General features: G+C 53.7%; 23 protein-coding genes. 21 read left to right on the top strand and 2 right to left on the bottom strand.

The features are described from left to right. Positions 1-17: 17 nt before the first annotated feature. The 8 genes from ACXKZG_RS19320 (at position 18) to ACXKZG_RS19285 (ending at position 10,545) form a co-directional block, all read left to right on the top strand. A complete protein-coding gene (locus tag ACXKZG_RS19320) occupies positions 18-1,094 on the top strand; it encodes a hypothetical protein (protein WP_488875293.1) in 1,077 nt (358 codons plus the stop codon). Between the two features lie 204 nt (positions 1,095-1,298). Next, positions 1,299-3,224, top strand: a complete 1,926-nt coding sequence (locus ACXKZG_RS19315) for a type VI secretion system Vgr family protein (protein WP_053140471.1) — start codon at positions 1,299-1,301, stop codon at positions 3,222-3,224. Further along, the gene (locus tag ACXKZG_RS19310) at positions 3,221-3,655 is read left to right on the top strand and encodes a DcrB-related protein (RefSeq protein ID WP_488875292.1); all 435 of its coding nucleotides are present in this window, start codon (positions 3,221-3,223) and stop codon (positions 3,653-3,655) included. Before ACXKZG_RS19315 ends, ACXKZG_RS19310 begins: the two co-directional genes overlap by 4 nt. Before the next feature lie 3 nt (positions 3,656-3,658). Further along, complete coding sequence (locus ACXKZG_RS19305) at positions 3,659-8,275, top strand: RHS repeat-associated core domain-containing protein (RefSeq protein WP_488875291.1); 4,617 nt, start codon at positions 3,659-3,661, stop codon at positions 8,273-8,275. 4 nt (positions 8,276-8,279) lie between these two features. Further along, positions 8,280-8,825 carry a hypothetical protein gene (locus tag ACXKZG_RS19300; protein ID WP_134823410.1) on the top strand — a complete coding sequence of 182 codons (546 nt, stop codon included), beginning with the start codon at positions 8,280-8,282 and terminating at the stop codon, positions 8,823-8,825. A gap of 616 nt (positions 8,826-9,441) precedes the next feature. Further along, positions 9,442-9,747 (top strand): hypothetical protein, encoded by a 306-nt coding sequence (locus ACXKZG_RS19295; protein WP_134823411.1) that lies wholly within the window; start codon positions 9,442-9,444, stop codon positions 9,745-9,747. Positions 9,748-9,851: 104 nt separating this feature from the next. Then, positions 9,852-10,253, top strand: a complete 402-nt coding sequence (locus ACXKZG_RS19290) for a hypothetical protein (protein WP_488875290.1) — start codon at positions 9,852-9,854, stop codon at positions 10,251-10,253. Positions 10,254-10,353: 100 nt separating this feature from the next. After that, positions 10,354-10,545 carry a hypothetical protein gene (locus tag ACXKZG_RS19285; protein WP_134823413.1) on the top strand — a complete coding sequence of 64 codons (192 nt, stop codon included), beginning with the start codon at positions 10,354-10,356 and terminating at the stop codon, positions 10,543-10,545. Positions 10,546-10,714: 169 nt separating this feature from the next. Here ACXKZG_RS19285 and yghU read toward each other — a convergent pair whose 3' ends face one another. After that, entirely contained in the window at positions 10,715-11,581 is an 867-nt protein-coding gene (gene yghU / locus ACXKZG_RS19280) for a glutathione-dependent disulfide-bond oxidoreductase (RefSeq protein WP_488875289.1), read from the bottom strand. Between the two features lie 204 nt (positions 11,582-11,785). Between yghU and ACXKZG_RS19275 the strand changes: the two genes are divergently transcribed. The 11 genes from ACXKZG_RS19275 to yjjJ all read left to right on the top strand — a co-directional run bounded on the left by ACXKZG_RS19275 (position 11,786) and on the right by yjjJ (position 23,599). Next, positions 11,786-12,433, top strand: a complete 648-nt coding sequence (locus tag ACXKZG_RS19275) for a DNA-3-methyladenine glycosylase I (RefSeq protein WP_053140460.1) — start codon at positions 11,786-11,788, stop codon at positions 12,431-12,433. A gap of 254 nt (positions 12,434-12,687) precedes the next feature. Continuing rightward, the gene (gene prfC, locus ACXKZG_RS19270) at positions 12,688-14,277 is read left to right on the top strand and encodes a peptide chain release factor 3 (RefSeq protein ID WP_013200639.1); all 1,590 of its coding nucleotides are present in this window, start codon (positions 12,688-12,690) and stop codon (positions 14,275-14,277) included. 308 nt (positions 14,278-14,585) lie between these two features. Further along, positions 14,586-15,200 carry a molecular chaperone OsmY gene (osmY, locus tag ACXKZG_RS19265; protein ID WP_013200640.1) on the top strand — a complete coding sequence of 205 codons (615 nt, stop codon included), beginning with the start codon at positions 14,586-14,588 and terminating at the stop codon, positions 15,198-15,200. Positions 15,201-15,335: 135 nt separating this feature from the next. Next, a complete protein-coding gene (locus ACXKZG_RS19260; RefSeq protein WP_013200641.1) occupies positions 15,336-15,497 on the top strand; it encodes a DUF1328 domain-containing protein in 162 nt (53 codons plus the stop codon). 147 nt (positions 15,498-15,644) lie between these two features. After that, positions 15,645-16,697, top strand: coding sequence for a patatin-like phospholipase family protein (locus ACXKZG_RS19255; RefSeq protein ID WP_013200642.1), 1,053 nt, complete (start codon positions 15,645-15,647; stop codon positions 16,695-16,697). Then, complete coding sequence (locus ACXKZG_RS19250; protein WP_338571391.1) at positions 16,694-17,470, top strand: TatD family hydrolase; 777 nt, start codon at positions 16,694-16,696, stop codon at positions 17,468-17,470. Before ACXKZG_RS19255 ends, ACXKZG_RS19250 begins: the two co-directional genes overlap by 4 nt. Positions 17,471-17,837: 367 nt before the next feature. Further along, complete coding sequence (gene deoC, locus ACXKZG_RS19245; protein ID WP_013200644.1) at positions 17,838-18,617, top strand: deoxyribose-phosphate aldolase; 780 nt, start codon at positions 17,838-17,840, stop codon at positions 18,615-18,617. Between the two features lie 80 nt (positions 18,618-18,697). Continuing rightward, complete coding sequence (deoA, locus tag ACXKZG_RS19240) at positions 18,698-20,020, top strand: thymidine phosphorylase (protein WP_488875288.1); 1,323 nt, start codon at positions 18,698-18,700, stop codon at positions 20,018-20,020. A gap of 62 nt (positions 20,021-20,082) precedes the next feature. Further along, positions 20,083-21,306: a phosphopentomutase gene (deoB, locus tag ACXKZG_RS19235; RefSeq protein ID WP_134823419.1), complete on the top strand. Its 1,224-nt coding sequence runs from the start codon at positions 20,083-20,085 to the stop codon at positions 21,304-21,306. Positions 21,307-21,365: 59 nt separating this feature from the next. Next, positions 21,366-22,088 (top strand): purine-nucleoside phosphorylase, encoded by a 723-nt coding sequence (deoD, locus tag ACXKZG_RS19230; RefSeq protein WP_013200647.1) that lies wholly within the window; start codon positions 21,366-21,368, stop codon positions 22,086-22,088. Between the two features lie 191 nt (positions 22,089-22,279). Further along, on the top strand, positions 22,280-23,599 hold the full coding sequence (gene yjjJ / locus ACXKZG_RS19225; protein ID WP_488875287.1) for a type II toxin-antitoxin system HipA family toxin YjjJ: 1,320 nt from the start codon (positions 22,280-22,282) through the stop codon (positions 23,597-23,599). Here the strand turns inward: yjjJ and ACXKZG_RS19220 are convergent, their stop codons facing one another. Then, positions 23,600-24,265 carry a YtjB family periplasmic protein gene (locus ACXKZG_RS19220; protein ID WP_106382150.1) on the bottom strand — a complete coding sequence of 222 codons (666 nt, stop codon included), beginning with the start codon at positions 24,263-24,265 and terminating at the stop codon, positions 23,600-23,602. It lies immediately after the preceding gene. 115 nt (positions 24,266-24,380) lie between these two features. On the opposite strand from ACXKZG_RS19220, the gene serB reads away from it, so the two are divergent. Both serB and radA read left to right on the top strand, forming a co-directional pair. Beyond that, positions 24,381-25,358 (top strand): phosphoserine phosphatase, encoded by a 978-nt coding sequence (serB, locus tag ACXKZG_RS19215; protein ID WP_013200650.1) that lies wholly within the window; start codon positions 24,381-24,383, stop codon positions 25,356-25,358. Positions 25,359-25,367: 9 nt separating this feature from the next. Then, entirely contained in the window at positions 25,368-26,750 is a 1,383-nt protein-coding gene (gene radA / locus ACXKZG_RS19210; protein ID WP_013200651.1) for a DNA repair protein RadA, read from the top strand. Positions 26,751-26,756 lie beyond the last annotated feature (6 nt).

Raw genomic sequence — 26,756 nt, 5'->3', positions numbered from 1 at the left:
CTGGACAGAGGGTTTTTATGAACATTGATCGCAGTTATGACTTCCCGCTGACCTCAGCATTTACAAATGAGCAGGTGCAGCAGTATTTCTGGAAATGCCTTTATACTTCTGCTAAACAGGAGATGCTGCATTATTGGGTGATATTGCCACAGAAGGTTAAGCCAGCCGAACTCGATCCTATTGATTTTCATGACGTCGGCTTAACCAATATCGGTCGCTATGTCTCGCCAGATAAGTCACCTTATCTTGAGATATGGGCTGCATATGAGCATTGCCCGTGGGAAATGAATGCCTCTGATTGGTTGTTTAATAAGCTATCGTTGATGGGAGAGAAAATTCTTCATCAACGCATACTCGATAATCCCTCTGGCAGTGGGAAATTCGCTGATGTGTTAACAACCAAAACGCAACCTTCGGGTGAAGAAGTGATCTCCCGTTACACTGTGCAAAAAGACTACAACCCTAAGAGCGCTGGTGGTAATTACTTTCTTCTGAAAGCTTCCTGCGCTTCGGGGGATTACCCCGCGTTGGCTGATGATATCTATACCGTTGTGGTCAATTGGGATCTTCTTCATCGTAGTCATCTGGGCACAGCAGAATTGCTGACGACTATTAATCTTAATGCTGACAGCTCATTTAAAGTTCCTGCCTCCTGGAGGGCTAAGAACGTTGCCGATAACCGATTGCTTGTAGAGCATACGATTAAAGGTATTAACTATGGCGTAATAAATATTTATTTTTACTCCAAGCCTTTGCATCATTCACCGGAACAAGTATTTAATAAATCTGTTGAACGGTTCTATCATAATGAAAATTCTGTGACGCTTACGGTTAAAAAAGTCCAGCGCATCATTAATAATTTCAATGATAATCTGGATCAAGACGTATATACCTGTATTGGCGACGTGTTCAGCGCCACTGAGAATATGCGCGCATTTTATCAAATGTTTATACTTAGCCATGCCGATTTGTGGGTTTACATCGAATTGGTGGGCAAAAATATTAATCATAAAGAATACAATTATGAAGCTAACAAACGCTGTCTCGAACTAGTCCTTTCAACAATTAATATCAACGTGAAAACAGGCCAGTAAAAGCGTGTGGCTTCGTGACCCGTTCTTGATTTTTCGAGACTCACTGTTGATGACGTGAAGTGCTCAGTATCATTCAATCAATTTTCTCTTCTGCCCTATTTAATCGCAACGTCCTCCTGAAGGTACGGTTCTCTCTGCATTACCCCTCTTCTTCATTCAGCCCGGCCCATCACCGGCCGGGCGCAGTCTTTCAGGGAAATCATCATGCTTGATCGCATTACAGTTCAACTGCCGATGGACGGCCTGCTGTTCTGGAAACTGAACGGCACGGAGGCACTTTCCAGCGCGTTTGAAATCACCGTCCAGCTCCTGAGCACCGATGCCCGCATTGAGCGTAAGGCCCTGCTGGGGCAGCCCATGACCGTGTCCATCCCCACCCAGAACCTGATGGCAACCCGTTACCTGAACGGGAAAATCACCAAAGTGTCGGTCAGCAGCACCGAGCTGAGCGGCACGCGCTATGCGGTTTACAGCCTGGTGATGGAGCCGGACCTCTGGCCCCTGAAGCGCGACAGAAACCTGCGCATCTTCCAGAGCCAGACGGTAACGCAAATCATTAAAACGCTGCTTTCCGAATACAACGTGACGGTAGAAGACAAGCTCACCGGCAACTACCGCGTGTGGGAATACTGCGTGCAGTATCAGGAAAGCAGCTTTAACTTCATCAGCCGCCTGATGGAGCTGGAAGGAATTTACTACTACTTCCGCCATGAGGCGGATAAACACACCATGGTGCTGATGGACAGCGCGCAGCAGCATCAGCCGTTCAGCGGCTATGAAACCATTCCGTACCACGTCACCCCGTCCGGCGGCTCGACCAGCGAAGAGGGCATCAGCCTGTGGAGCCTGGAAGACCAGGTGACGCCGGGGCTGTACAGCATCGATGACTACGACTTCCGCAAGCCCAACGCGTGGATGTTCCAGGCCCGCCAGAATCCGGCCTCACCGTCGCCGGGTCAAATCGACGTCTACGACTGGCCGGGGCATTTTATCGACCACGACCACGGCGAGTTTTACGCCAGAATCCGCCAGGAAGTGTGGCAGGCCCAGCACCAGCAGGTCACCGCCTCCGGCACCGCGCTGGGGCTGGCGCCGGGCAACACCTTCACCCTGCTGAACGCGCCGTTCTTCAGCGATAACGGCGAATACCTGACGATTAAGGCCGTTTACGATTTCGAAGAGAACAGCTACGCCAGCAGCAACAGCGGCAGCACCATCCACAAGGTGGATATCGTGGTGATCCCGTCCGACGTCACCTTCCGGCCGCAGCCGACGGCAGAATGGCCGCGCACCCACGGCCCGCAGACGGCGAAGGTGGTGGGGCCGAAAGGCGAATCGATCTGGACCGACAAATACGGCCGCATCAAGGTGAAATTTCACTGGGACCGGCTGGCAAAAGGCGACGACACCAGCTCCTGCTGGGTGCGCGTCTCCAGCGCCTGGGCGGGGCAGGGCTTCGGTGGCGTGCAGATCCCGCGCGTCAACGACGAGGTGGTGATCGACTTTATCAACGGCGATCCGGACCGGCCGATCGTCACCGGCCGGGTCTACAACGAAGCGAGCATGCCGCCGTGGGCACTGCCGGCAGCCGCCACCCAGATGGGCTTCCTCAGCCGCTCCAAAGACGGTTCGCCGGACAACGCCAACGCCCTGCGCTTTGAAGATAAGGCCGGGGAAGAGCAGGTGTGGATCCAGGCGCAGAAGAACATGGATACCCATGTGAAGGCGGATGAAACGCAAACCGTCGGTGGCAATCAGACCATCAGCGTGGAAAAAGCGCTCAGCAGCACCGTGTCCGGGACTTACGATCAGAAAACACAGTGGACGCGCAGTGAGCTGGTCGGCAGCGATTACGTGCTGAAGGTGCAGGGAGGAATGGTGCTGGCCTCCGGGGAAGGTATCAGTCTGGTATCGGGTGACAGCATGCTGACGCTTATGCCGAACGGCACCATATCCTTGCAGTGCAAACAGTTCCAAATCAATGCCAGCGGGCAGGCTGAAATCAATACCGGCGGGACGCTCGACCTCAATATTAATGTGCCGGGCACGGCGGCTCAGCCCTCGCCAACTCCGGATGAAATCAAAAATGACGTTATGGAAGCCTTTCAGAATAAAGGGAGCAGCAAATGAGTCAGCCAGTCAGTTATCACCTCACCGAAGGAATGCTTCCACTTCCGGAAGCCGTGCAGGAACAAAGCATCACTTTGCTAAAACTGCCAAAGATCGGGGCTTCGCTGGTGGTCACCCGGGCCTGGGAAGTGAAGGCGGGTGAGGAAGAAGCCTATCTGCAGCAGCAGTTAGCCAAAGTTAAACGCGACATGAAAAAGTTTGCTGCAGACGCCGTAGAAGACACGACGTTTGGCGGGATCCCTGCACGTGAAGTGAGTATGCATTTTGAAAATCATGGCGTGGTGGTGATGCAAAAGCTGCTGGTGGTGATGTTGGAAACCCACCTGATGGCAGTCACCTTCAGCCGTGCAGCCAGTTTCGATGAGGCCTCTCTGGCGGTCTGGCAAAACATCAAGCTGGGCTTTGTGCCTGCCACGGGCAAGGAGGCCTGATCGATGTCTGACGAACTGATTGCTGCCCGGCTGGGCGATCCGCTGGTTCACAGCTCTGTCATTGCCGATTTTGTCAGTGGCGTGGTTGAAGGGGCGATTTACGGCGGAATTCTTTTTGGTGCCGCGCTGATCTCCAGCACCGGCGTGGGGCTCGCCGTTGGGGTGGGCTTAACCGTGGCCGCCATGGCGTCCGGTTATCCGGAAAAGCTGGGGAATAAGGCCGGAGAGGCGGTTGATGGCCTGTTGGATATGCTGGGCATGCGCGGCCCACCGGATGCGTTCATCACCAGTGGTTCAGACAATGTACGAATAATGGGTAAACCCGCCGCGCGTGCCGCCGGCACGGTTAATCATGAATGGCTTAATTCGCCCCAGGCGGGCAGTGAAGAACAGCCCGGCGCACTGGATATCGCTATGGCCGTGGCGGCGGATATCGCCTCTGCGGTCAGCCATCCTGGCGCAACCGCCAGTGCCTTGTGGGATAAAGTCAGCAGCACCAGCGGTGATTCGGTAAAGCACTGGTTTGGCAGCCTGTGGGATGACCTGGTGCAACCGACGGTCGCCAGTGCCAGCCCGTATGCCACGCCAGCCAGCAAAGATACGGTGGCCTGCACCAAAGGACATCTCGCCGAAAGGGTGAATTTTATCGCCGAAGGGTCGAAAAAAGTGCTGATTAACGGGCACCCGGCTGCACGTAATGGCGACCGCAGTACCTGTGAAGCCAAAATTCAGGTCAGTGAAAATCCCCGGGTACGTATTGGTGGCGACAGTGTTGTGGTCCGCGATATTCGCAGTGGGAAAAACTTCCTCGCGTATTTCCTTGGCGGAATTGTGGGCGGCGGTATCGGTAAAGAAGGGGCCCAGTTGCTGAAGCAACTCTTTACCCGCATTGCCGCCCGACGCGCATTGCGCCAGATCACCTGCATCATCGCCTCTCAGGCCGGTGGACAGGTGGCGGGCGCGGTTGCCATCGCCGCAGTACAGGGTTCGCATCCGGTGAATTACGCCACGGGGGCGAAGATCCTTGCTGGCGAAGAAGACCTGGATTTTGTGCTTGAAGATCGCCTTCCGCTTTACTGGCAACGTATCTATAACAGCCGAAATCTCAGCTGTGGAATGCTGGGGACCGGCTGGATGCTGCCGTTCGAAACCCGTCTGATTCGTTTCCGTCATGAGGATGGTTCATACCCGTTTATGTGGCGGGACATCTCCGGTCAGGAGCTGGGATTAGGCGAAATCAGCCCTGGCGATGTGATTCATTTTGATGAAGAGGGCTTCACGCTCTATTGCACCCTTCAGGGGGTGATCATTATGCAAACCGCACAGGGAGAGTTTCACCTCTATGAGCCCGATCCCACCCGCGAAGGTGAATGGCGCATTGGGCGCATTTACGATCGTCATGAAAACTGTCAGCACTTCCAGTGGAATGACGCGGGGCAGCTGGTGGCCATTGCCGGAGATAATCAGGCCCTTGAAGTCCGGCTGAGTTATGAGCCGGTGCAGGGGCGGTTGATTGCGCTGCATCAGGTGGTGGGGGAAGAGCATCGGCCGCTGGTGCGCTACAGCTACAATCCTGAAGGACAGCTGACGACGGTGCAGGATGCTGATGGCGTGGTTACCCGACGCTTCAGCTGGGATCGTGCCAGCGATCTGATGGCATCGCACAGTTATGCCACCGGACTGACGGTGGCATATCAGTGGAAGCCGTCGATCGATCCGCGTTACTGGCGGGTTTATGAGTATCAGGTGCTGGATGAAAACAGGGCCACACTCGAACACTGGGTGATCGATGCGGATGAACAGGATCGCAGCGCGTCAGTGACCTGTTTTTCCGGCGGAACCACCCTGCATCGCTGGGATGAACTTTGCCGTATTACGGAATACACCGACAGCTACGGGGCGCACTGGCGCTGGCGCTGGGCAGGCGAGTTGCTGATGGCAACCGAGGCGCCGGGTGGAAGGGTATGGGAATACGGCTATGACGAGCGTGCCAACCTGACGATGGTGCGCGATCCGGCGGATCGAACCACCATCACCACCTGGCATCCTTCTTACGCTTTCCCCCTGAAAGAAGTCCTGCCTGACGGTGCGGTCTGGGAATACCAGTACAACGTTGCGGGCGATGTGGTGGCGGTGATCGATCCGCTGGGCGGGATAACCCGCTTCACGTGGAATGCGCAGGGTGACCTGGTCACCCGCACCGATGCGCTGGAGAATACGCATCGCTTCTGGTGGAACGATCGCGGTCAGATCCAACGTGATGAGGACTGTTCCGGCCATCAAAGCCATAACCAGTATGATGGGGCGGGCAGGCTGATCGCCAGTTGCGATGCGGAAGGAAATACCACCCGCTATCAGTGGAGCAACGCCGGGCGACTGCAATGTCTGACCCGTCCGGATGGTCGCGATACCGAGTATGAATATGATGCCGCCGGGATGCTCACCGGTGAAAATATTGACGGCTTTTCTGAACGTCGGGTTAAGCGCAATGTTCGTGGGCAGATCGTCACGGAAATCAATCAGGCCGGGCATCAGACCCGCTATCAGTACAATCGTTTTGGCCACCTGACCGCGCTGATCAACCCCAACAACGATCGCTGGCAGTTTGAATATGATAACGGCCAACGTCTGCTTGCGCAGATCGACTATGCCGGCAGACGTAAAAGCTATCGCTATGACGATCTGGGTCAGGTTACCGAGGTCACCCAGTCACCGCTGAATGCGGCAGATGAACAGCTTTCACCGCACTCGACCTGGTTTGAATACGATGTGGTGAACCGACTTACGGCTAAGCTCACCCGGCAGAACCGTACCGAATATCACTACGGCCCCGATCGGGTGGATATCAAAAAAATGTCCCTCGAAAGCTGGCAGCGCGCCCGGACAGGCGGCTTTGAGGTCACTGACGCTGAGGTGATTACGCTGACCAGCGATGCGGTCGGCAACCTCATCCGCGAGGAAAGCAGCGCTGGGGCGATCGCCCATCAGTACGATGTGCTGGGTAATCTTATTGGCAGCACGCTGCCGGACGGCCGCGAACTAAACTGCTTGCGCTACGGGACCGGGCATCTGCTGCAGATGAACCTGAAACTGGGCGGTAAACAGGTTGAGATTGCCGGCTATCAGCGTGATAAGTTGCATCGGGAAATCGGACGGACTCAGGGGCCGCTGAATCAGCAAACCCGTTACGATCCGGTGGGCCGTATTGTGATGCGGCGCAGTGGCTTTGAAGATCGTTCGGGCGCTGTTTTTGAGCGTCGCTATAACTGGGATCGTCTGGATCAGGTCTTGCAGCAACGGATTCTGGACAGCGCCACGGGTCAGAACGAGTGGGCACAGTATCAGCAACGTTTTGGCTACGATGCGACGGGGCAGATTACCGGCGCCGTCCAGCCCCATAATACAGAACATTTCAGTTGGGACGCGGCTGGCAACCAGACGGATAAGCCGGGTCAGGTGGTCTGGCACAATCTGTTGCAGAGGCTGAAAGGCGCGCGCTGGGCATACGATGGTTTTGGGCGGATGACCTGGCGAAAAACCGGACCAGATGCCGTAGAGCAGCATTACCGCTATGACGATGAGCAGCGGATAGCGGAAGTCCGCTTTAGCGGGCATAAAGAGTTCAGCCGCGCAGAATATCGCTACGATGCCTTAGGTCGCCGTACGCATAAAATCCTGCATCGCCACCACAAGCCGGAAGAGACGATTTCCTTCCTGTGGAGCGGCATGCGGATGGTGGGCGAAAGCAGCAGCTTAACGCCGGATCGCAACACACAGTATCTCTACAGCGAAGGAAGCTGGGAGCCGCTGGCACGGGTCGACAGCATTGGCGGGCAGGCGGATATTTACTGGTACCACACCGAACTGAATGGTCTGCCCGAGCGGATGACCAACGAAGAGGGTGACGTGGTATGGCGCGGCCGGTTCTCCACCTGGGGAATGACCGGGCAGGAAAGCAGCAGCGGCTTCCAGTCAGTGCCGCAAAATCTGCGCTTCCAGGGGCAGTACCTGGACAGGGAAACCGGGCTGCATTACAATTTATTCCGCTATTATGACCCAGTGGGCGGTAGGTTTACCCAGCCTGACCCGATAGGGTTGATGGGTGGGCTGAATACTTATAGTTATGTTGGGGATCCGCTGGTTTGGGTTGATCCGCTGGGATTAACGGGGTGCTCCACCACCTTGGGAAAAAATATGATGGGGTCTATGGGACTACCGCGTTCCACAACTTGGAAAGGATACCAAGCTCACCATATTATACCAAAAGAATTATCCAGCCATCCGGCACTTAGGAAGATTAATTATTATATTGATGATGCATCAAACGGAATATTTCTTCGAAAAGCGGATGATGCTTCAAGTACAATGTCAAGACATCAAGGTAATCATCATGGTTATACTGATGCTGTTAAGGATGCATTGGATAAGATTGATTTGAGTCATTCTGTTAATGATATATCTAAGCAAGTATCAACTATTCAGGCTACTGCCAGTCGTGGGATGATGGATGGAGTTCCTATAAGATCTAAAGATATGTACAACGCTGATATTTTTGGTAGGGATGTTGGACAGGTTGGCAGGCAGAGGGTATATAATTTATGGTCAGATATATTTAGGTGATAATATGAATAGTCAAAAAGATTTTTACATGGAACCAATTCTCTTTATTAACAATGCAAGCTTTCTATCAGGAACGGGGGAGTCTTTGGCTGGGGTTGATATAATTTCAGATTCTGAGGAAGCTAGAAGGTTGCTTTTTGAGCAAAACTTAACTGCACCATATGTATGTTGGAATGATTTTTTCTCTGAGTTGGTATCAAATATCATTCTGGACAAAAATTATAATGCTTCTCAGAAGGACATTCTTGATAACTCTAAAAAGATGAAAGACGATTCACTAAAAGACAATATACGTAAGCGCAAGGCATATTTACTTAGGAAAAAAAACGGATTGTCAGAGAATACATTTTATGATGATTTTGTTAAGGATGTCAGTGATGAAGCTATTTATATGCTAAATATGGTAGCCACTCAAAGGTATTTGTATGGTCTTAAAAGCAACTCTGTACTGGAAGAAATTTTCAGGATATTTAAAGCTGGTTGCTTGCCATGCGGTTACAATAATGACAAAAAAACACTTGCAGCATTCAACCCATTTAGTATGAAGTGATGATATTTACAAAAGTGATATTAATAATATGCCGTGTGTTTTATTGCGGCATAATAATTAAATAATTCGTAATCTCTTAGTTTGAAATGCCTAATTGATTTAACGTGAAAATTGTTACTATCAACTCTTGAAAATACTTATTATATATATTTAATGTTGGTTGTATTATTAATGAATGAAAAAGTGGTTGATAATTAGCATCCTGTGAATATATGAACGCGAAAACATCAATAATTACTCTGAGTGAGAAAAATAATAAAATATCATGTATTAATGAATTTTAAGTATCTAATAGGAAAGTAGTTTAATAAATGACTTAGTCGAACTGAATTATACAATTTATTGTTTCCTGTTGTTTAACCTATCAATTGATATGAGTAATTAAGAAACTAACGAAGATCGCAGTTAATGAATTAATCAGTAAATACTCAGGGGGATAATGCCCTTAATGGCCCTGTATTCCTAAGGATTTATATTCTTTCACTGGAATATGCTAAATTCATTGTTAATATCTAAATTTAATATCAATGCATATCCTATGCGCTATTGGTAATCCTTTTTTTTAAAGGGTAATAAATAGAGTGTTTAATGAACGTATTTTAATGGAGGTATTTGAATGATTGTTATAATGGGGTTTGATGAATTGTTAAAAAAACATAGAGATCTACCGAAGTTAGGTTGGTTATATGTTGAAAATTCTTTCAATCTTGAATCAAGAAATAATATCATTAATGGTGAGTATTTTCTTGCGGAGACTGAAGGCGAAGAAATGGATTTTGAAGAGAAATATGGCACTTTTTTAGAGGCGCCTATTTTTACTGCAATTATTGAAAAGGAAATCGATAACAATCCTAATTCCACAAAAGAGGATTTTCTGAATGCCACGGTTCATTATCTGAAAAATGATGATTTTTATAACTAAATAACTTATCGGAAGCTATCTCAAAAATCTTTAGCCCATCGGGTTGACCTGAAATAAAAAAGTGTTTTTTCTTTAATCGAAAAGAAAAAGTATTAGGTAGTTATATGAAATTATTATTTAGAAAGCTAACATATAAAAACGATGGTGTTTTGCATAATGTAAATATAATTTTAACTTCAGATTCAACATGTTTTTTAAAGGTGCCATTTGAGGGTGAAAATGAGCAGGTTGTTGAAGCCGACGATTTCTACAGTTGCTTTCGTAAATTAATGGAGTTAAATCCCTCAATTACTTTCTTTTGTAAGGGTGCAAAAATTAATGTTCTCCCATCCAGAATGACCAGGCAGATGACGTCCGGATTGAGTGCTTATGAAACAACACTAGGTAAACAAGCCAGGAAAGAAGATCTTGTGGATATCTTTGATTATGAAGATACGATGTTAGTGTCTGATCCATTGCAGCTGGATAAGTATCAGAAAGAATGGTTCTCATCATTAAATAATTAGCTTCATAATATGTATTTCACTCGTTCTCTATATTTTTTAGGGTGTTAATTTTCCCTGTGTAATTTCTAAATTACCATTTATGTAGGAGGATGCTTGGATAATGAATTTGAGTATAACCTTTGGTTCAAAGACTCAAGCCTTCGTCCGCAATGGCTTACGTCAACACGGTCAATGGAAAAGGAAAGTATATTTAAACCGTGCCAAAGGGGCGTTAATTGGTCTGGCTGTGGGTGATGCTGTAGGCATGACTCTGGGCGAACAGCTCTATGTTCCTGAACACTCAAAGTCGTAAATCTGTAGAGGCACTTCATCCTGTAACCTCTTCACACAAACAAAGTACCATCAAACCCTTACCTCTAAAAATATCCGCCAAACACGCATACTTTACTGCGTTTCCCCACAATAAAGTCCATCCAAAAAAAAGGCACCCCGCAGGATGCCCTTAGTCTTACTAAGCGGCGTTATTTCGCCAGCTTATCCTCGGTGCGCAGATCGAAATCCGATGCATCGTGGCGTTCATGCAACTGCTCAGAAGGCTCACCGAAGGTACGATTGACGATGCGGCCGCGCTGGACTGCCGGGCGCTGTGCGATTTCATCTGCCCAACGCACCAGGTTTTTGTAGGATTTGGCGTCGAGGAACTCCGCTGCGTTATAGACGGTTCCTCTGACCAGCGCGCCATACCACGGCCAGATTGCGATATCCGCGATGGTGTAGTCTTCACCGGCAATATAGCGATGGTTTGCCAGCTGACGATCTAACACGTCGAGCTGACGCTTGGCTTCCATAGTGAAGCGATCGATGGCGTATTCGATTTTTACTGGCGCGTAGTTATAGAAGTGACCGAAACCGCCGCCGAGGTAAGGTGCAGAACCCTGTAACCAGAACAGCCAGTTCAGCGTTTCGGTACGGGCTGCCGCATCTTTCGGCAGGAAGTGACCAAACTTCTCGGCCAGATAGAGCAAGATCGCGCCGGACTCAAATACGCGGGTGGCTGGCTTGGTGGAGCAGTCCAGCAACGCAGGAATTTTTGAGTTAGGGTTTACGTCGACAAAGCCTGAAGAGAACTGATCGCTTTCGCCAATGCGGATCAGGTGGGCATCATATTCCGCATCGTTAACGTTCAGCGCCAGCAGCTCTTCCAGCATGATGGTCACTTTCTGACCATTCGGCGTACCCATTGAGTACAGCTGCAGTGGGTGCTTGCCCACCGGCAGTTCCGCTTCGTGACGTGCGCCAGCGGTTGGGCGGTTGATGCTGCCCCAGGTGCCGCCGGCTTCTTTGTTCTCTGACCAGACTTTGGCTGGCTGATAATCCTTGGTGCTCATGTCCGAAAATCCCCTTTCTGATAAAAAAATGGCGCATCCTGGAGCAAAGCCCACAGACGTCTCGCCGATGATGGTCTAAAAATAGCTGCTGTCTGCACAAAAAACCAAACGCGGTTGTTACATCGGATGTCAGGTATAGCATCAGGATCTGGCCGGCGTTTATCTTTACGCAGCACTCTTCACACTCTTCAACGGGAATACAGAATGGATGAGCATTATCTGGCAGATCTGAAAGAAGCCGGACTGACACTGACCGAAGATGGACGCGTGTGCTGCTACTGGCAGCCTTCAATGCCTGACTATCACGATAACGAGTGGGGCAAACCGGTGGTGGATGACCGCCGCCTGTTTGAAAAAGTCTGTCTCGAAGGTTTTCACTCTGGCATGTCGTGGCAGCTGATTTACAACAAACGGGAAAACTTCCGTCGCGCCTTTAAGGATTTTGATTTCCACGCCGTGGCGCAGTTCAACGATGAGGACGTTGCCCGTTTGCTGGAAGATAAAAGCATTGTCCGCAATCGCGCCAAAATTCTTTCCACCATCAACAATGCGCAGCGGGCCATCGAACTGATCGAAGAAGCCGGATCGCTGGCGGCGTGGTTCTGGCAGTTTGAGCCCCAGCCGGGCGAACGGCCTCATACCGTCGATCTGGAATACTGGCAGAATGCCAAAACTTCACCCGAATCGGTGCGCATGTCCAAAGCGTTGAAAAAACGGGGCTGGACGTGGGTAGGTCCGGTGACCACCTATTCGTTGATGCAGGCGTTAGGGCTGATTAACGATCATCTGGCGGGCTGCCAGTGCAGGGACAAATTCGAGCAGCAGCGAGAAGCACTCAACCGCCCGCTGTAATCAGGCCAGCAAAAACATTATCAAGAGGTCAGGCCAGTGTAGAACCCGGAACCCCGCCGCAAAATGGCTGAAAAAAACAGCAGCTGAAGCCATCTGGTTTCGCTGCGCTACGCATTTATGGGGATAACGCGGCGTTCTGCATTGTTTATAACCGCCGGATCGGCGAAAATGCCGGCCATTGATGATTAATCGCCTGTGAAATTGCCCCCGCGCCGTCTGCGCAGCGGCAGCACAGCACCAAACAGAGTTTTTTCATGTCTAATGCACCCTTTATGCAAGAGGTGGCTCGCCGCCGCACTTTTGCCATCATTTCTCACCCGGATGCCGGTAAAACCACCATCACTGAAAAAGTGTTGCTGTTCGGACAGGCTATTCAGACCGCCGGTACGGTAAAAGGCCGTGGCTCTAACCAGCACGCCAAATCGGACTGGATGGAGATGGAAAAGCAGCGTGGTATCTCGATCACCACCTCCGTGATGCAGTTCCCGTACCGCGAATGCCTGATTAACCTGCTGGATACGCCGGGACACGAAGACTTCTCCGAAGATACTTACCGTACGCTGACGGCGGTCGACTGCTGTTTGATGGTGATCGATGCCGCAAAAGGCGTTGAGGATCGTACCCGCAAGCTGATGGAAGTGACCCGTCTGCGCGACACGCCGATCCTGACCTTTATGAACAAACTGGACCGCGATATCCGCGATCCAATGGAAGTGCTGGATGAAGTGGAAAGCGAGCTGAAAATTGCCTGCGCGCCGATCACCTGGCCAATCGGTTGTGGCAAGTTGTTTAAGGGTGTTTACCACCTTTATAAAGACGAAACCTACCTCTACCAGAGCGGTAAAGGGCGCACCATTCAGGACGTGCGTATCGTGAAAGGGCTTAATAACCCGGATCTGGATGCCGCCATCGGTGAAGAGCTGGCCGTTCAGCTGCGTGAAGAGTTAGAGCTGGTGCAGGGCGCTTCCCACGAGTTTGATAAAGAACAGTTCCTCGCCGGCAAGCTTAGCCCGGTATTCTTTGGTACTGCACTGGGTAACTTTGGTGTGGACCATATGCTGGATGGCCTGTGCGACTGGGCACCGTCGCCAATGCCGCGTCAGACTACGCTGCGCACCGTGACTGCAGCCGACGAGAAGTTCACCGGCTTCATCTTTAAGATCCAGGCGAATATGGATCCGAAACACCGTGACCGCGTGGCCTTTATGCGTGTGGTGTCTGGCAAATACGAAAAAGGCATGAAGCTGCGTCAGGTCCGTTTGGGCAAAGACGTGGTGATTGCCGATGCGCTGACCTTTATGGCCGGTGACCGTTCGCACGTTGAGGAAGCCTATCCGGGCGATATCATCGGGCTGCACAACCACGGCACCATCCAGATCGGCGATACCTTCACTCAGGGTGAAAACATGAAGTTCACCGGGATTCCGAACTTCGCCCCCGAGCTGTTCCGTCGTATTCGCCTGCGCGATCCGCTTAAGCAGAAGCAGTTGCTGAAAGGCCTGGTTCAGCTGTCGGAAGAGGGTGCCGTGCAGGTGTTCCGTCCGGTACACAATAACGATCTGATTGTTGGCGCCGTCGGTGTACTGCAGTTTGAAGTGGTTGTGGCGCGTCTGAAGAGCGAATACAACGTGGAAGCCATCTACGAAGCGATCAACGTTTCAACCGCGCGTTGGGTTGAATGCAGCGATGCCAAGAAGTTTGATGAGTTCCAGCGTAAAAACGAAGTGAACCTGGCGCTGGATGGTGGGGATAACCTGACCTACATCGCGCCGACCATGGTAAACCTGAACATTACTCAGGAACGTTATCCTGAAGTGGTGTTCCGCAAAACGCGCGAACACTAACAGATAATCAGGTCTGGTCTATACTGGAAAAAGCGATGCAATATGCATCGCTTTTTTTTCGCCTTCCTCTCCACACCGCTTTCCGCACCCCGTTTTTTACAGACTGCTCTTAAAAAACCTGCTTTTTGTGCATTTATCCATCATATCAACCACAAGCGGCGGTGAAATCCTGACGAGCGTCTATATTTAATCTCAACGGACGCAAAATATGCGGCGGTAAGCTGCAACGTCTCTCCTACTGCAGTCACGCCGTTTGTGACTGAAACCTCACAGTTGTGAGTGCAAAACACATGAAGAAGGAATAATCGATGAACACGACTAAGATTACTAAAACTCTGATGGCTGTACTGGTAGGTTCTGCGCTGGTAAGTGGTTCTGCAATGGCAGAAGACACCATGATGAACAAAACGCAGAATGCTGCTGACAACGCGGGTTCCAAAATCGATAGTTCAATGAAATCAGTCGGTGGGTACATGGATGACAGCGGCGTGACTGCCAAGGTGAAAGCCGCTCTGGTAGACAACGACGCAATCAAAAGCACAGACATCTCTGTTAAGACCCATTCAGGCGTCGTGACGCTGAGTGGTTTTGTACCGTCGCAGGATCAGGCCGAACTGGCTGTTGCGGCGGCCAAAAAAGTCGAAGGCGTTAAATCTGTTAGCGACAAACTACACGTAAAAGACAGCACTAAAGCCAGCGTCAGCGGTTATGCCGGTGATACGGCAACGACCAGCGAAATTAAAGCTAAACTGTTAGCTGACGACATCGTGCCATCACGTAACGTGAAAGTTGAAACCACCAACGGTGTTGTCCAGCTTTCCGGTACGGTGAAAAGCCAGGCGCAGTCTGAACGTGCCGAAAGCATCGCTAAAGCGATTGATGGTGTGAAAAGCGTTAAAAACGATCTGACTGTGAAGTCATAAAGCAGTCGCGGACCGGCTGATAACAGGACGGTCCGCAGCTGAAATGTTTGAAGAAAATAATCCACTTTCGCCGGTTTCGGCAGAGTAAATAAATCAGGCAGTTTGATTTTCTACATATAGGGTAAGGAGAAGCTTATGTTTCGTTGGGGCATTATTTTTCTGATTATTGCGCTTATCGCAGCAGCGTTAGGTTTTGGTGGTCTGGCTGGTACAGCCGCTTGGGCAGCTAAAATCGTCTTCGTTGTCGGTATCATTATCTTCCTGATCAGCCTGTTCACCGGCCGCAAGAAGTTATAGATCCAATAACAGATGTTTCAATGAAGGCCAGTCACTGACTGGCCTTTAGCATTTCTGGCTTTACACATTCTGCCGCAAAAAACGGCAAACAGTTACCGTCCATCCAGGGTATCCTCCGGTCTTCAACTCCCTCAGAGGATCTCACCATTGGGCAAGCGCATCCCTATAACCCTCGGCAATATTGAGCCGCTGGCGTTAACCCCTTTTCGTCCGGGCAAACTGGCCCTGGTCTGCGAAGGCGGCGGGCAGCGCGGGATCTTTACTGCCGGCGTGCTGGATGAATTCCAGCGGGCAAAATTCAACCCCTTTGATTTGATGCTGGGCACCTCTGCCGGGGCGCAGAATCTCTCTGCCTATGTCTGCGGCCAGCCGGGCTATGCCCGCAGAGTGATCACCCGTTACACCACCAGTAAACTGTTTTTCGATCCGTTGCGCTTTGTGCGCGGCGGGCACCTGATCGATCTCGACTGGCTGGTGGATGTCACCTCTCAGGAATTCCCGCTGGCGATAGAAGCCGGTGAGAAGATGTTCTCCGCAGGCCGCGAATTCTATATGTGCGCCTGCCGCAGCGACGATTACTCGCCGGGCTATTTTGCTCCGACCGCCGCCAACTGGATGAATATCATCAAGGCCTCCAGCGCCATTCCGGGTCTGTATCGTCCCGGCGTGGATATGGACGGCATCAGCTATCTCGATGGTGGGATCAGCGATGCCATTCCGGTGCGTGAAGCGGCGCGTCGCGGGGCCGATACTATCGTGGTGATCCGCACCGTTCCTTCGCAGATGACCTATACGCCACAGTGGCTAAAGCGCATTGAGCGCTGGCTGAGCGACAGTGCGCTGCAGCCGTTGGTCAATATCATGCATCTGCATGAAGACAGCTACCGCGAGACGCAGGACTTTATTGACAATCCGCCGGGTAATCTGCGGATTATTGAGATCTTCCCGCCGCATGCGCTCGCCAGCATGGCGCTGGGCAGTCGCGTGGCCTCGCTGAATCAGGATTATCATCTGGGACGCCGCTGCGGCCGCTATTTCCTCGCCACTGTGGGGCAATGGTTGCAGGAGAATGAGACGCTGCTGAGTACCAAACCGGTGGTGCCACCTGCGCCGGTGGCCAACGAACCGGTGCGGGATGGCGTGATTCTCGATCCACTGGCGGGCAACGATGCCGATTACGATAAGGGTTCGCTGGCATGACACCCACGTTTATCGATACCCATTGTCACTTCGATTTTGCGCCGTTTTCTGGCAACGAAGAAGAGAGCCTGCGTCTGGCGGCAGCGGCAGGGGTGGAGAAAATCATTGTGGTCGGCGTGTCGGCTGACCGCTTCGCAGGCGTAATGGCGCTGGCAGAGCAATGGCCACCGCTATATGCCGCGTTGGGCACCCATCCGATGGCTATCGCACAGCATGATGATTCACATCTGGACCAGCTGGAAGCGGTGCTGAAACAGCGGCCGAAAAAGCTGGTGGCGATCGGCGAGATCGGCCTCGATCTGTTTATCGACAATCCCCAGTTTGATAAGCAGGAGCGGGTGCTGGATGCGCAAATCCGGCTGGCAAAGCAGTACGATCTGCCGGTGATCCTGCACTCCCGCCGCACCCACGATAAGTTAGCCCTGCATCTGCGACGCCTCGATCTTCCTCGCCGTGGCGTGGTGCACGGCTTCGCCGGCAGCGAACAGCAGGCGCTGGCCTTTATCCGCGCCGGCTATGCCATCGGTGTGGGCGGCACCATTACCTATGAACGCGCCAGCAAAACCCGCAATACCATCGCACGGCTGCCGCTGACCTCGCTGCTGCTGGAAACCGACGCGCCGGATATGCCGCTGCAGGGCTTTCAGGGTCAGGCCAATCGCCCCGAGCGGGTAAAGAACGTCTGGCAAAGCCTGTGCGAACTGCGGGAAGAATCCCCGCAGGAAATAGCCGAAACCCTTCTTGAGAACACCCGCACTCTTTTTCAGCTCTGACTGGCTAAACTCTTAAAGTCCCCTGCGAGACGGTGCGCCTTTGGCCTGCCGGGTCTACTGTCATCTGCATCTGCTACACTGAACGATGAATGTTATAATTATAACATTTTCTGATGATGTCAGCTAAAATCAGGCTCTGTTGCGCAACAATGGCCGTATCGGGCAGGTTAACAGGCTATTTATGTGATATTAATCACATTGCATGTACAATGCTTGCAACAGTAATTCCCTGTTCGTGAATTTCATCACGGAAGTGGCTCAGCCTTTTCCGTTATTATTTTAACATCACAGCCCTTCGCGGGCTCAGGCGGAAGGAATTCTTGCCCGGCATCCGGGAAGCCGCCTTATACCTTGTCTGGAGAACAGAATGACTGACGTAACCGCAGCGGCCGTACGTGCCCTGAAACTGATGGATCTGACCACGCTGAATGATGACGACACCGATGCGAAAGTGATCGCGCTGTGCCATCAGGCAAAATCCCCGGCGGGCAATACCGCGGCGATCTGCATCTATCCGCGCTTTATCCCGATTGCCCGTAAAACGCTGCGCGAGCAGGGCACGCCGGATATCCGCATTGCCACCGTCACCAACTTCCCGCACGGCAACGACGACAAAGAAATTGCTCTGGCAGAAACCCACGCGGCGATCGCCTACGGGGCTGACGAAGTCGACGTGGTGTTCCCTTACCGCGCGCTGATGGCCGGTAACGAAGAGATTGGCTACGAGATCGTGAGCGCCTGTAAAGAAGCCTGCGCCGAAGCCGACGTGCTGCTGAAGGTGATTATCGAAACCGGCGAGCTGAAGGATGCGGCACTGATCCGTAAAGCCTCTGAAATTGCCATCGAAGCGGGCGCTGACTTTATCAAAACCTCCACCGGTAAAGTGCCGGTCAATGCCACCCCGGAAGTGGCAAAAATCATGCTGCAAGTGATTGCTGACAAAGGCGTTAAGCACCAGGTGGGCTTCAAGCCGGCTGGCGGCGTGCGTACCGCGGACGATGCGGCAATTTACCTGAAGCTGGCCGATGACATTCTCGGCAGCGACTGGGCCGATGCCCGTCACTTCCGTTTTGGCGCGTCCAGCCTGTTAGCCAGCCTGCTGGAAACGGCGGGTCATGCTGGAGCCAAGAGCGACTCCGCTTACTAGTCTGACTGGCGACCCCGCCAACCTAAGCCGCAAGGGCGAAAATCATTTCGCCCTCATTACCGCAACCACCAGGGGGCAACGTGTTCCTGCCACAAGAAATTATCCGTAAAAAAAGAGATGGCCAGCCGCTGACGGAAGAAGAGATCCGCTTCTTTATCAATGGCGTGCGTGATAACACCGTGTCTGAAGGGCAAATTGCCGCGCTGGCGATGACCATTTATTTCCACGATATGACGCTGCAGGAGCGGGTCGCGCTGACCATGGCGATGCGCGACTCCGGCTCGGTACTCAACTGGAAGGCGCTGAATCTTAACGGCCCGATCGTGGACAAGCACTCAACCGGCGGCGTGGGCGATGTGACCTCGCTGATGCTCGGCCCGATGGTAGCGGCATGCGGTGGCTATGTGCCGATGATTTCTGGCCGTGGCCTCGGCCACACGGGCGGGACGCTGGACAAGCTGGAAGCCATTCCGGGCTTTGATATCTTCCCTGATGACGAGACGTTCCGTCGTATCATCAAAGACGTCGGCGTGGCGATTATCGGCCAGACCAACTCGCTGGCGCCTGCGGATAAACGTTTCTACGCCACCCGCGACATCACCGCGACCGTCGATTCGATTCCGCTGATCACTGCCTCGATCCTCGCCAAAAAACTGGCGGAAGGTCTGGATGCGCTGGTGATGGACGTTAAAGTCGGCTCCGGGGCCTTTATGCCGACCTTCGAACAGTCCGAGCTGCTGGCCCAGTCGATTGTTGGCGTGGCGAACGGCGCGGGCTGTAAAACCACCGCGCTGTTAACCGATATGAATCAGGTGCTGGCGTCAAGTGCCGGTAATGCGCTGGAAGTGCGTGAAGCCGTGCGCTTCCTGACCGGCGAATACCGCAATCCACGCCTGCTGGAAGTGACGCTGGCTTTGAGTGCGGAAATGCTGGTGTCCGGTGGGCTTGCGGCCAATACCGACGAAGCCACCGGCAAACTGCAGGCGGTGCTGGATAACGGCAAGGCAGCAGAAATCTTTGCGCGCATGGTCGCGGCGCAAAAAGGCCCGACAGACTTTATCGAGCAGATGGATAAATATTTACCGGCGCCGATGCTCAGCAAGGCGGTGTATGCCGACAAACCGGGCATCGTCAGCGCGATGGATACCCGTGCGCTCGGCATGGTGGTGGTGTCGATGGGCGGCGGTCGTCGTCAGGCCAGCGATCCGCTCGATTACAGCGTTGGATTCAGTGAGATGGCGCAACTGGGTGACCGTGCAGACAACCAGCGTCCGCTGGCGGTGATCCACGCCGCTACGGAAACCGCCTGGCAGGAAGCCGCTGACGCGATGAAGCGCGCGGTGACCTTAAGCGAAAATGCGCCGGCCCAGACCCCAGTTATCTATCGCAGAATTAGCGGATAAGCGTCATACTGTTCGGATCGATAAAATTTACGCTCAGCGCGTCACAGACGCAGGAGATCAGGATGAAACGTGTATTTATCATGGTGCTCGACTCCTTCGGGATCGGCTCCAGCAAAGATGCCCATAAATTTGGTGATGAAGGCTCTGATACCCTCGGGCACATTGCCGAGGCGTGCTTCAAGGGCGAAGCGGATGTTGGACGTAAAGGCCCGCTGCACCTGCCAAATCTCACCGCCTTAGGCCTGGGAAAAGCAGCGGAAGAGTCGACTGGAAAATTCCCGTTAGGGCTGGATAAAGACGCCGAAATTACCGGCGCTTATGCCTATGCCAGCGAACTCTCTTCCGGTAAAGACACGCCGTCAGGCCACTGGGAAATCGCCGGTGTGCCGGTGCTGTTCGACTGGGGATATTTCAGCGACAAAGAGAACAGCTTCCCGCAGGAATTGCTGGATCTGCTGGTTGAGAAGGCCGACCTGCCGGGCTACCTCGGCAACTGCCACTCGTCAGGCACGGTGATCCTCGATCAGCTCGGCGAAGAGCATATGAAAACCGGCAAGCCAATTTTCTACACCTCCGCTGACTCGGTGTTCCAGATTGCCTGCCACGAAGAGACCTTCGGGCTGGAACGTCTGTACGCGCTGTGTGAAATCGCCCGTGAAGCCTTAACCGAAGGCGGCTATAACATTGGCCGGGTGATCGCCCGTCCGTTTGTTGGCGATAAGCCAGGCAACTTCGAGCGCACCGGCAATCGTCATGACCTGGCGGTAGAACCACCGGCGCCAACCATCCTGAAAAAGCTGGTGGATGAGCAGAATGGCCAGGTGATTTCGGTCGGTAAAATTGCCGATATCTACGCCCACGTTGGCATCACCAAAAAAGTGAAGGCCACCGGGCTGGATGCGCTGTTTGACGCCACCGTTGCCGAGATGAAAATCGCGCCGGACAACAGCATCGTCTTCACCAACTTTGTCGACTTTGACTCCACCTGGGGACATCGTCGCGATATCCCGGGTTATGCCGGTGGCCTTGAGCTGTTCGACCGCCGTCTGCCGGAGTTGATGGCGCAGGTGAAAGAGGGCGATATTCTGATCCTCACCGCCGACCACGGCTGTGACCCAAGCTGGGAAGGCACCGAGCATACCCGCGAGCACATCCCGGTGCTGATTTACGGCCCAGGCGTGAAGCCGGGATCGTTAGGCTATCGCGAGACCTTCGCCGACATCGGCCAGACCGTCGCGAACTATTTTGGCCTTTCCGATATGGAATACGGCAAATCCATGCTGTAATCTGCGCAACCTAAACGACCAGCGCTAAGGCGCTGGCCAGACTGAAAAAAGGATGAAAAATGGCTACCCCTCATATTAATGCAGAAATGGGTGATTTCGCTGACGTAGTGCTGATGCCGGGCGATCCGCTGCGCGCAAAACATATCGCAGAAACCTTCCTGCAGGACGCGGTAGAAGTGAATAACGTGCGTGGCATGCTGGGCTACACCGGCACCTATAAAGGCCGTAAAATTTCGGTGATGGGCCACGGCATGGGCATTCCTTCCTGCTCAATCTATGCGAAAGAGCTGATCACCGATTTCGGCGTGAAGAAGATCATTCGTGTCGGTTCATGCGGCGCGGTGCGTTCAGACGTGAAGCTGCGTGACGTGGTGATCGGCATGGGTGCATCTACCGATTCCAAAGTGAACCGCATGCGTTTCAAAGATCACGATTTCGCCGCGATTGCCGATTTCGAGATGGTGCGTAACGCCGTCGATGCGGCCAAAGCGCTGGGCGTGTCTGCCCGCGTTGGCAACATCTTCTCTGCTGATCTGTTCTATACGCCAGATCCGCAGATGTTCGACGTGATGGAGAAGTACGGCATCCTGGGCGTGGAAATGGAAGCCGCCGGTATTTACGGCGTGGCGGCAGAGTTCGGTGCGAAAGCGCTGGCCATCTGTACCGTTTCCGACCACATCCGCAGCGGTGAGCAAACCACGGCGGCTGAGCGCCAGACCACGTTCAGCGAGATGATTGAAATCGCGCTGGAATCTGTGCTGCTGGGCGATAAAGAAGCGTAACGTAACGCCTTCTGCTGGCCGGGCATTCCGGCCAGCAGTGATATTAATGAACTTCCCCTCCGTAAAGTCTTCAGTAGAAATCACTAAAGTATCTATTCATCTTTCCTCACCATTTTTTATCATTTTTATGTCTTTTCAGCTGATTAAGTGCTAATTATCTATTCAAGTATCTATTCACGAATCTATTCACTATGTCTGATTTAACCACGCTTCTTTTGCAAGGGCCGCTGGATGCGACGACATTGACTGCCCGTCTGGCAATTAGCCAGGCCACGCTCTCGCGTCTGATTGCTGCACATCCGCAGGTGATGAAATATGGTCGCGCACGCGCGACCCGCTATGCATTGCTGCGTCCCTTGCGTGAGGAGAGTCACTTCCCGCTCTGGCAGATTGATGAACAGGGGCATTCTCATCATGCCGGGCAGCTGTTCAGCGTCTGGCCGGCCGGCAGCTGCGTGGTGGAAGATGCCCAGGGTAACTGGCAGCATTTTGCGGGATTGCCCTGGTATCTCAGTGATATGCGCCCGCAGGGTTTTCTCGGCAGGGCATGGGGGCGCGAGTGCGCGCGGCAGCTGGGGTTGCCGGAAGATATCCGCCAGTGGAATGACGATCACAGCCTGCTGGCATTGACTGCCAGAGGCAGCGATATCTCGGGTAGCTGGCTGATTGGCCGTGAAAGTTACCATCAGTGGCTTCAGCAACCCGCGCCAACGCCGGTGACGTCGGCTCTGTATCCTGAGCTGGCGCAGAGAGTGCTGGCGGGAGAAGACGTCGGTTCTTCGGCGGGCGGCGAACAGCCAAAATTTGCCTGTTACACCCAGCTGGCGGATGGCGAGAATGCGCATGTGCTGGTGAAGTTCACGCCCGCTCGGCGTAACGAAAACAGCCAGCGTTGGTGTGATTTACTGCGGGCCGAGGCGTTGGCCTTGCAGGTTCTGAGGGAAGAGGGCGTGTCGGCGGCCAAGGCCACCATCCTCTCAGGCGCGGAAGAGCAGCTGTTTCTTGAAGTGGTCAGGTTCGATCGGTTGGGCGAAAGAGGCCGACGCAGCATGGTGTCGCTGGAGTCTGTGCAGGCCGAATTTACTGGCCAACAGTCCCGCTGGCCGCAGGCACTCAGCGCGCTGGTCAGCCAAAAAATGATTGTGATGCCGGATGCCGAACGCGGCACCCTGCAATGGGCATTTGGCAAGCTGATCGCGAATGGTGATATGCATGCTGGCAACCTGGCCTTTTTCCTCACCTCGCCGACGCTGACGCTGACGCCGGCCTACGACATGTTGCCGATGAGCTTCGCCCCCAACAGCGCGGGCTATATGCGTGCAGACGCGCCGGTGATTGAACTGGATAGCAGCGTGGGGCGAACGGTCTGGCAAAAAGCACTGGCCATGGCCGATCGTTACTGGCTTCGGATGAGTGACGATGATGCCTGGAGTGAGGATTTTCGGCGCATTGCGCAGGAGATGCAAAAAGGGCTCAAATCGCTTGAGCCCCACATCGCCCGCATGGCCTGATTACGGCTTATCAGCCTGGGCCGGCGTGTCGCTGGTCTCGTCGTCGTCTTCCTTCACCGGGTTATTGGCGGTCAGCAGGAAAGGCGATTGTTGCCAGCGGGTGCGGCGGTCGCGCAGCAGGGTCCGGCTGAGGATAATCCCGATAGCCAGTGCCAGCAGCATCATCAGGCGCAGAATATTGGTGGTGTTATCCACCTGCTTGGATTCCGTCACCAGCACGTGCGTATCCAGGGTGACGCGCAGGAAGCCGCGCGGGCCTTCAGCGCTGTCCAGCGACTGCACCAGCTGATGGTTGAAGTAGCTCCCGGCTCGCTGCCCGTCCAGCGCCAGACGGTCGCGCACGTTAATGGTTTCGCCGCTGTGGGCCAGTAAGGTGCCGTCGTCGTCGTAGACAGAGGCATCAAGGATGCGGCTCTCTTTAGTGAGCTGGGCGAGGATATCGACAATCTGCTGGTGGTTATCGTCGCTGTTTTCCATCAGTGGCGTCAGGCTGAACGCCACCTGGCGCGTCAGCGTGCGGGCCAGTTCATCCACCTGCTCGGAACGTGCCATCTGGTGGCTCAGACTGAACCACGACGCACCCTGCATCAGCACCACCAGTAAGGTCAGGCAGATCAGCACGATTGCCGTGCGATGCAGACGAAATTTAAGTTTGGCCTTTGCCATCTGTACCCTTCACACTTTATGCACGAACCAGCGTTCGTCTCGAGCTTTATGTTGCCAGAAGCGGGGCTGACAGGGTAGCCTCTTGCGTGGTTAAAATGTCCTTTCAGGAGCTGTAATGCCAAATAGTCTGACCTGGTGCGACCTGCCATCTGATGTCTCTCTCTGGCCGGGTTTACCTCTTTCTCTCAGTGGCGATGAAGTGATGCCGCTGGACTACCGCGCTGGCCGTACCGGCTGGCTTCTGTATGGTCGCGATCTGAATAAAGACAGCCTGACGCATCTTCAGCATCAGCTGGGTGCGGCGATGGTGATTGTCAGTGCCTGGCGCGTGGCGGATTACCACGTTGTCCGTCTGGCCGGATCGCTGACCGCGCGCGCCACGCAGCTGGCCCACGATGCCGGTCTGGACGTTGCGCCGCTGGGGAAAATTCCGCATCTGAAAACCCCAGGCCTGCTGGTGATGGACATGGACTCGACGGCCATCGAAGTCGAGTGCATTGATGAGATCGCCAAACTGGCGGGCTGTGGTGAAATGGTGGCGGAAGTGACGGAACGCGCGATGCGTGGCGAGCTGGATTTTGCCGCCAGCCTGCGTCAGCGCGTGGCGACCCTGAAAGATGCCGATGCCAATATCTTAAAAAAAGTGCGTGACGAACTGCCGCTGATGCCGGGCCTGACTGAGCTGGTGCAGCAATTGCAGGCGCTGGGCTGGCATGTGGCGATTGCCTCCGGCGGCTTCACCTACTTTGCCGAGTACCTGCGCGATAAGCTGCGTCTGTCTGCGATTGCCGCCAATGTGCTGGAAATTCGCGACGGCAAGCTGACTGGCGAAGTGCTGGGCGATATCGTTGATGCCCAATACAAAGCCGATACGCTGTTAAAGCTGGCCGGGCGTTTTGAAATCGCGCCTGAGCAGACCGTGGCCATCGGTGATGGCGCTAACGACTTGCTGATGATTAAGGCGTCCGCGTTGGGCATTGCCTATCACGCCAAGCCGAAAGTGAACGAGCAGACAGAAGTGATCATCCGCCATGCGGATTTAATGGGCGTGCTGTGTATTCTCAGCGGCAGCCTGATCCATGAAGAGCGTTAAGGGGTAGATTTGGCCAAAGCGGTAAAGCGCGCCTTTGTTTGTAATGAATGCGGCGCCGATTATCCTCGCTGGCAGGGGCAATGCAGCGCCTGTCAGGCCTGGAACACCATCACCGAAGTGCGCCTCGCAGCGTCGCCGACCGTGGCGCGCAACGAGCGCCTCACCGGTTATGCCGGCAGCGCGGGGCCAAGCCGCGTGCAGAAGCTGTCGGAAATCAGCCTTGAGGCATTGCCGCGCTTCTCAACCGGCTTTAAAGAGTTTGACCGGGTGCTGGGTGGCGGCGTGGTGCCAGGCAGTGCCATTCTGATTGGCGGCAGTCCCGGTGCCGGGAAAAGTACGCTGCTGCTGCAAACCCTGTGCAAGCTGGCCGAGGGGATGAAAACCCTGTACGTCACCGGCGAAGAGTCTCTTCAGCAGGTGGCGATGCGCGCGCACCGGCTGGGTCTGCCGACCGAAAACCTCAACATGCTGTCGGAAACCAGCATCGAGCAGATCTGCCTGATTGCCGAGCAGGAACAACCCCGGCTGATGGTGATCGACTCGATTCAGGTGATGCATATGGCGGATATTCAGTCTTCGCCAGGCAGCGTGGCTCAGGTGCGTGAAACCGCCGCCTATCTGACCCGCTTCGCCAAAACCCGTGGCGTGGCGATCATCATGGTCGGCCACGTCACCAAAGATGGTTCGCTGGCCGGGCCGAAAGTCCTTGAGCACTGCATCGACTGTTCGGTGCTGTTGGATGGCGATGCGGACTCCCGTTTCCGCACGCTGCGCAGCCACAAAAACCGCTTTGGTGCGGTGAACGAACTGGGCGTGTTCGCCATGACCGAACAGGGCCTGCGCGAAGTCAGCAACCCGTCCGCCATCTTCCTTAGCCGGGGAGAAGAAGTCACCTCCGGCAGCTCGGTGATGGTGTTGTGGGAAGGCACGCGTCCGCTGCTGGTAGAGATTCAGGCGCTGGTGGACCATTCGATGATGGGCAACCCACGGCGTGTTGCCGTCGGGCTGGAGCAGAACCGTCTGGCGATCCTGCTGGCAGTACTGCACCGTCATGGTGGCCTGCAGATGGCCGATCAGGATGTGTTCGTGAACGTGGTCGGCGGCGTTAAAGTCACCGAAACCAGTGCCGATCTGGCGCTGATGCTGTCGATGGTGTCCAGCCTGCGCGATCGTCCGCTGCCACAGGATTTGGTGGTATTTGGCGAGGTGGGGCTGGCGGGTGAAATTCGTCCGGTGCCAAGCGGGCAGGAACGCATTTCCGAAGCGGCCAAGCACGGCTTCCGTCGGGCTATCGTGCCGGCGGCTAACGTGCCGAAGAAACCCCCGGAAAATATGAAAGTGTATGGCGTGAAGAAGCTGGCCGATGCGCTGGCGATCCTTGAGGACTTATAACGCAGG

It is taken from the genome of Erwinia sp. 2186 (assembly GCF_057812255.1).
The sequence above is the reverse complement of the archived record's forward strand: the minus strand, read 5'-3'. Positions and strand labels throughout refer to the sequence as shown.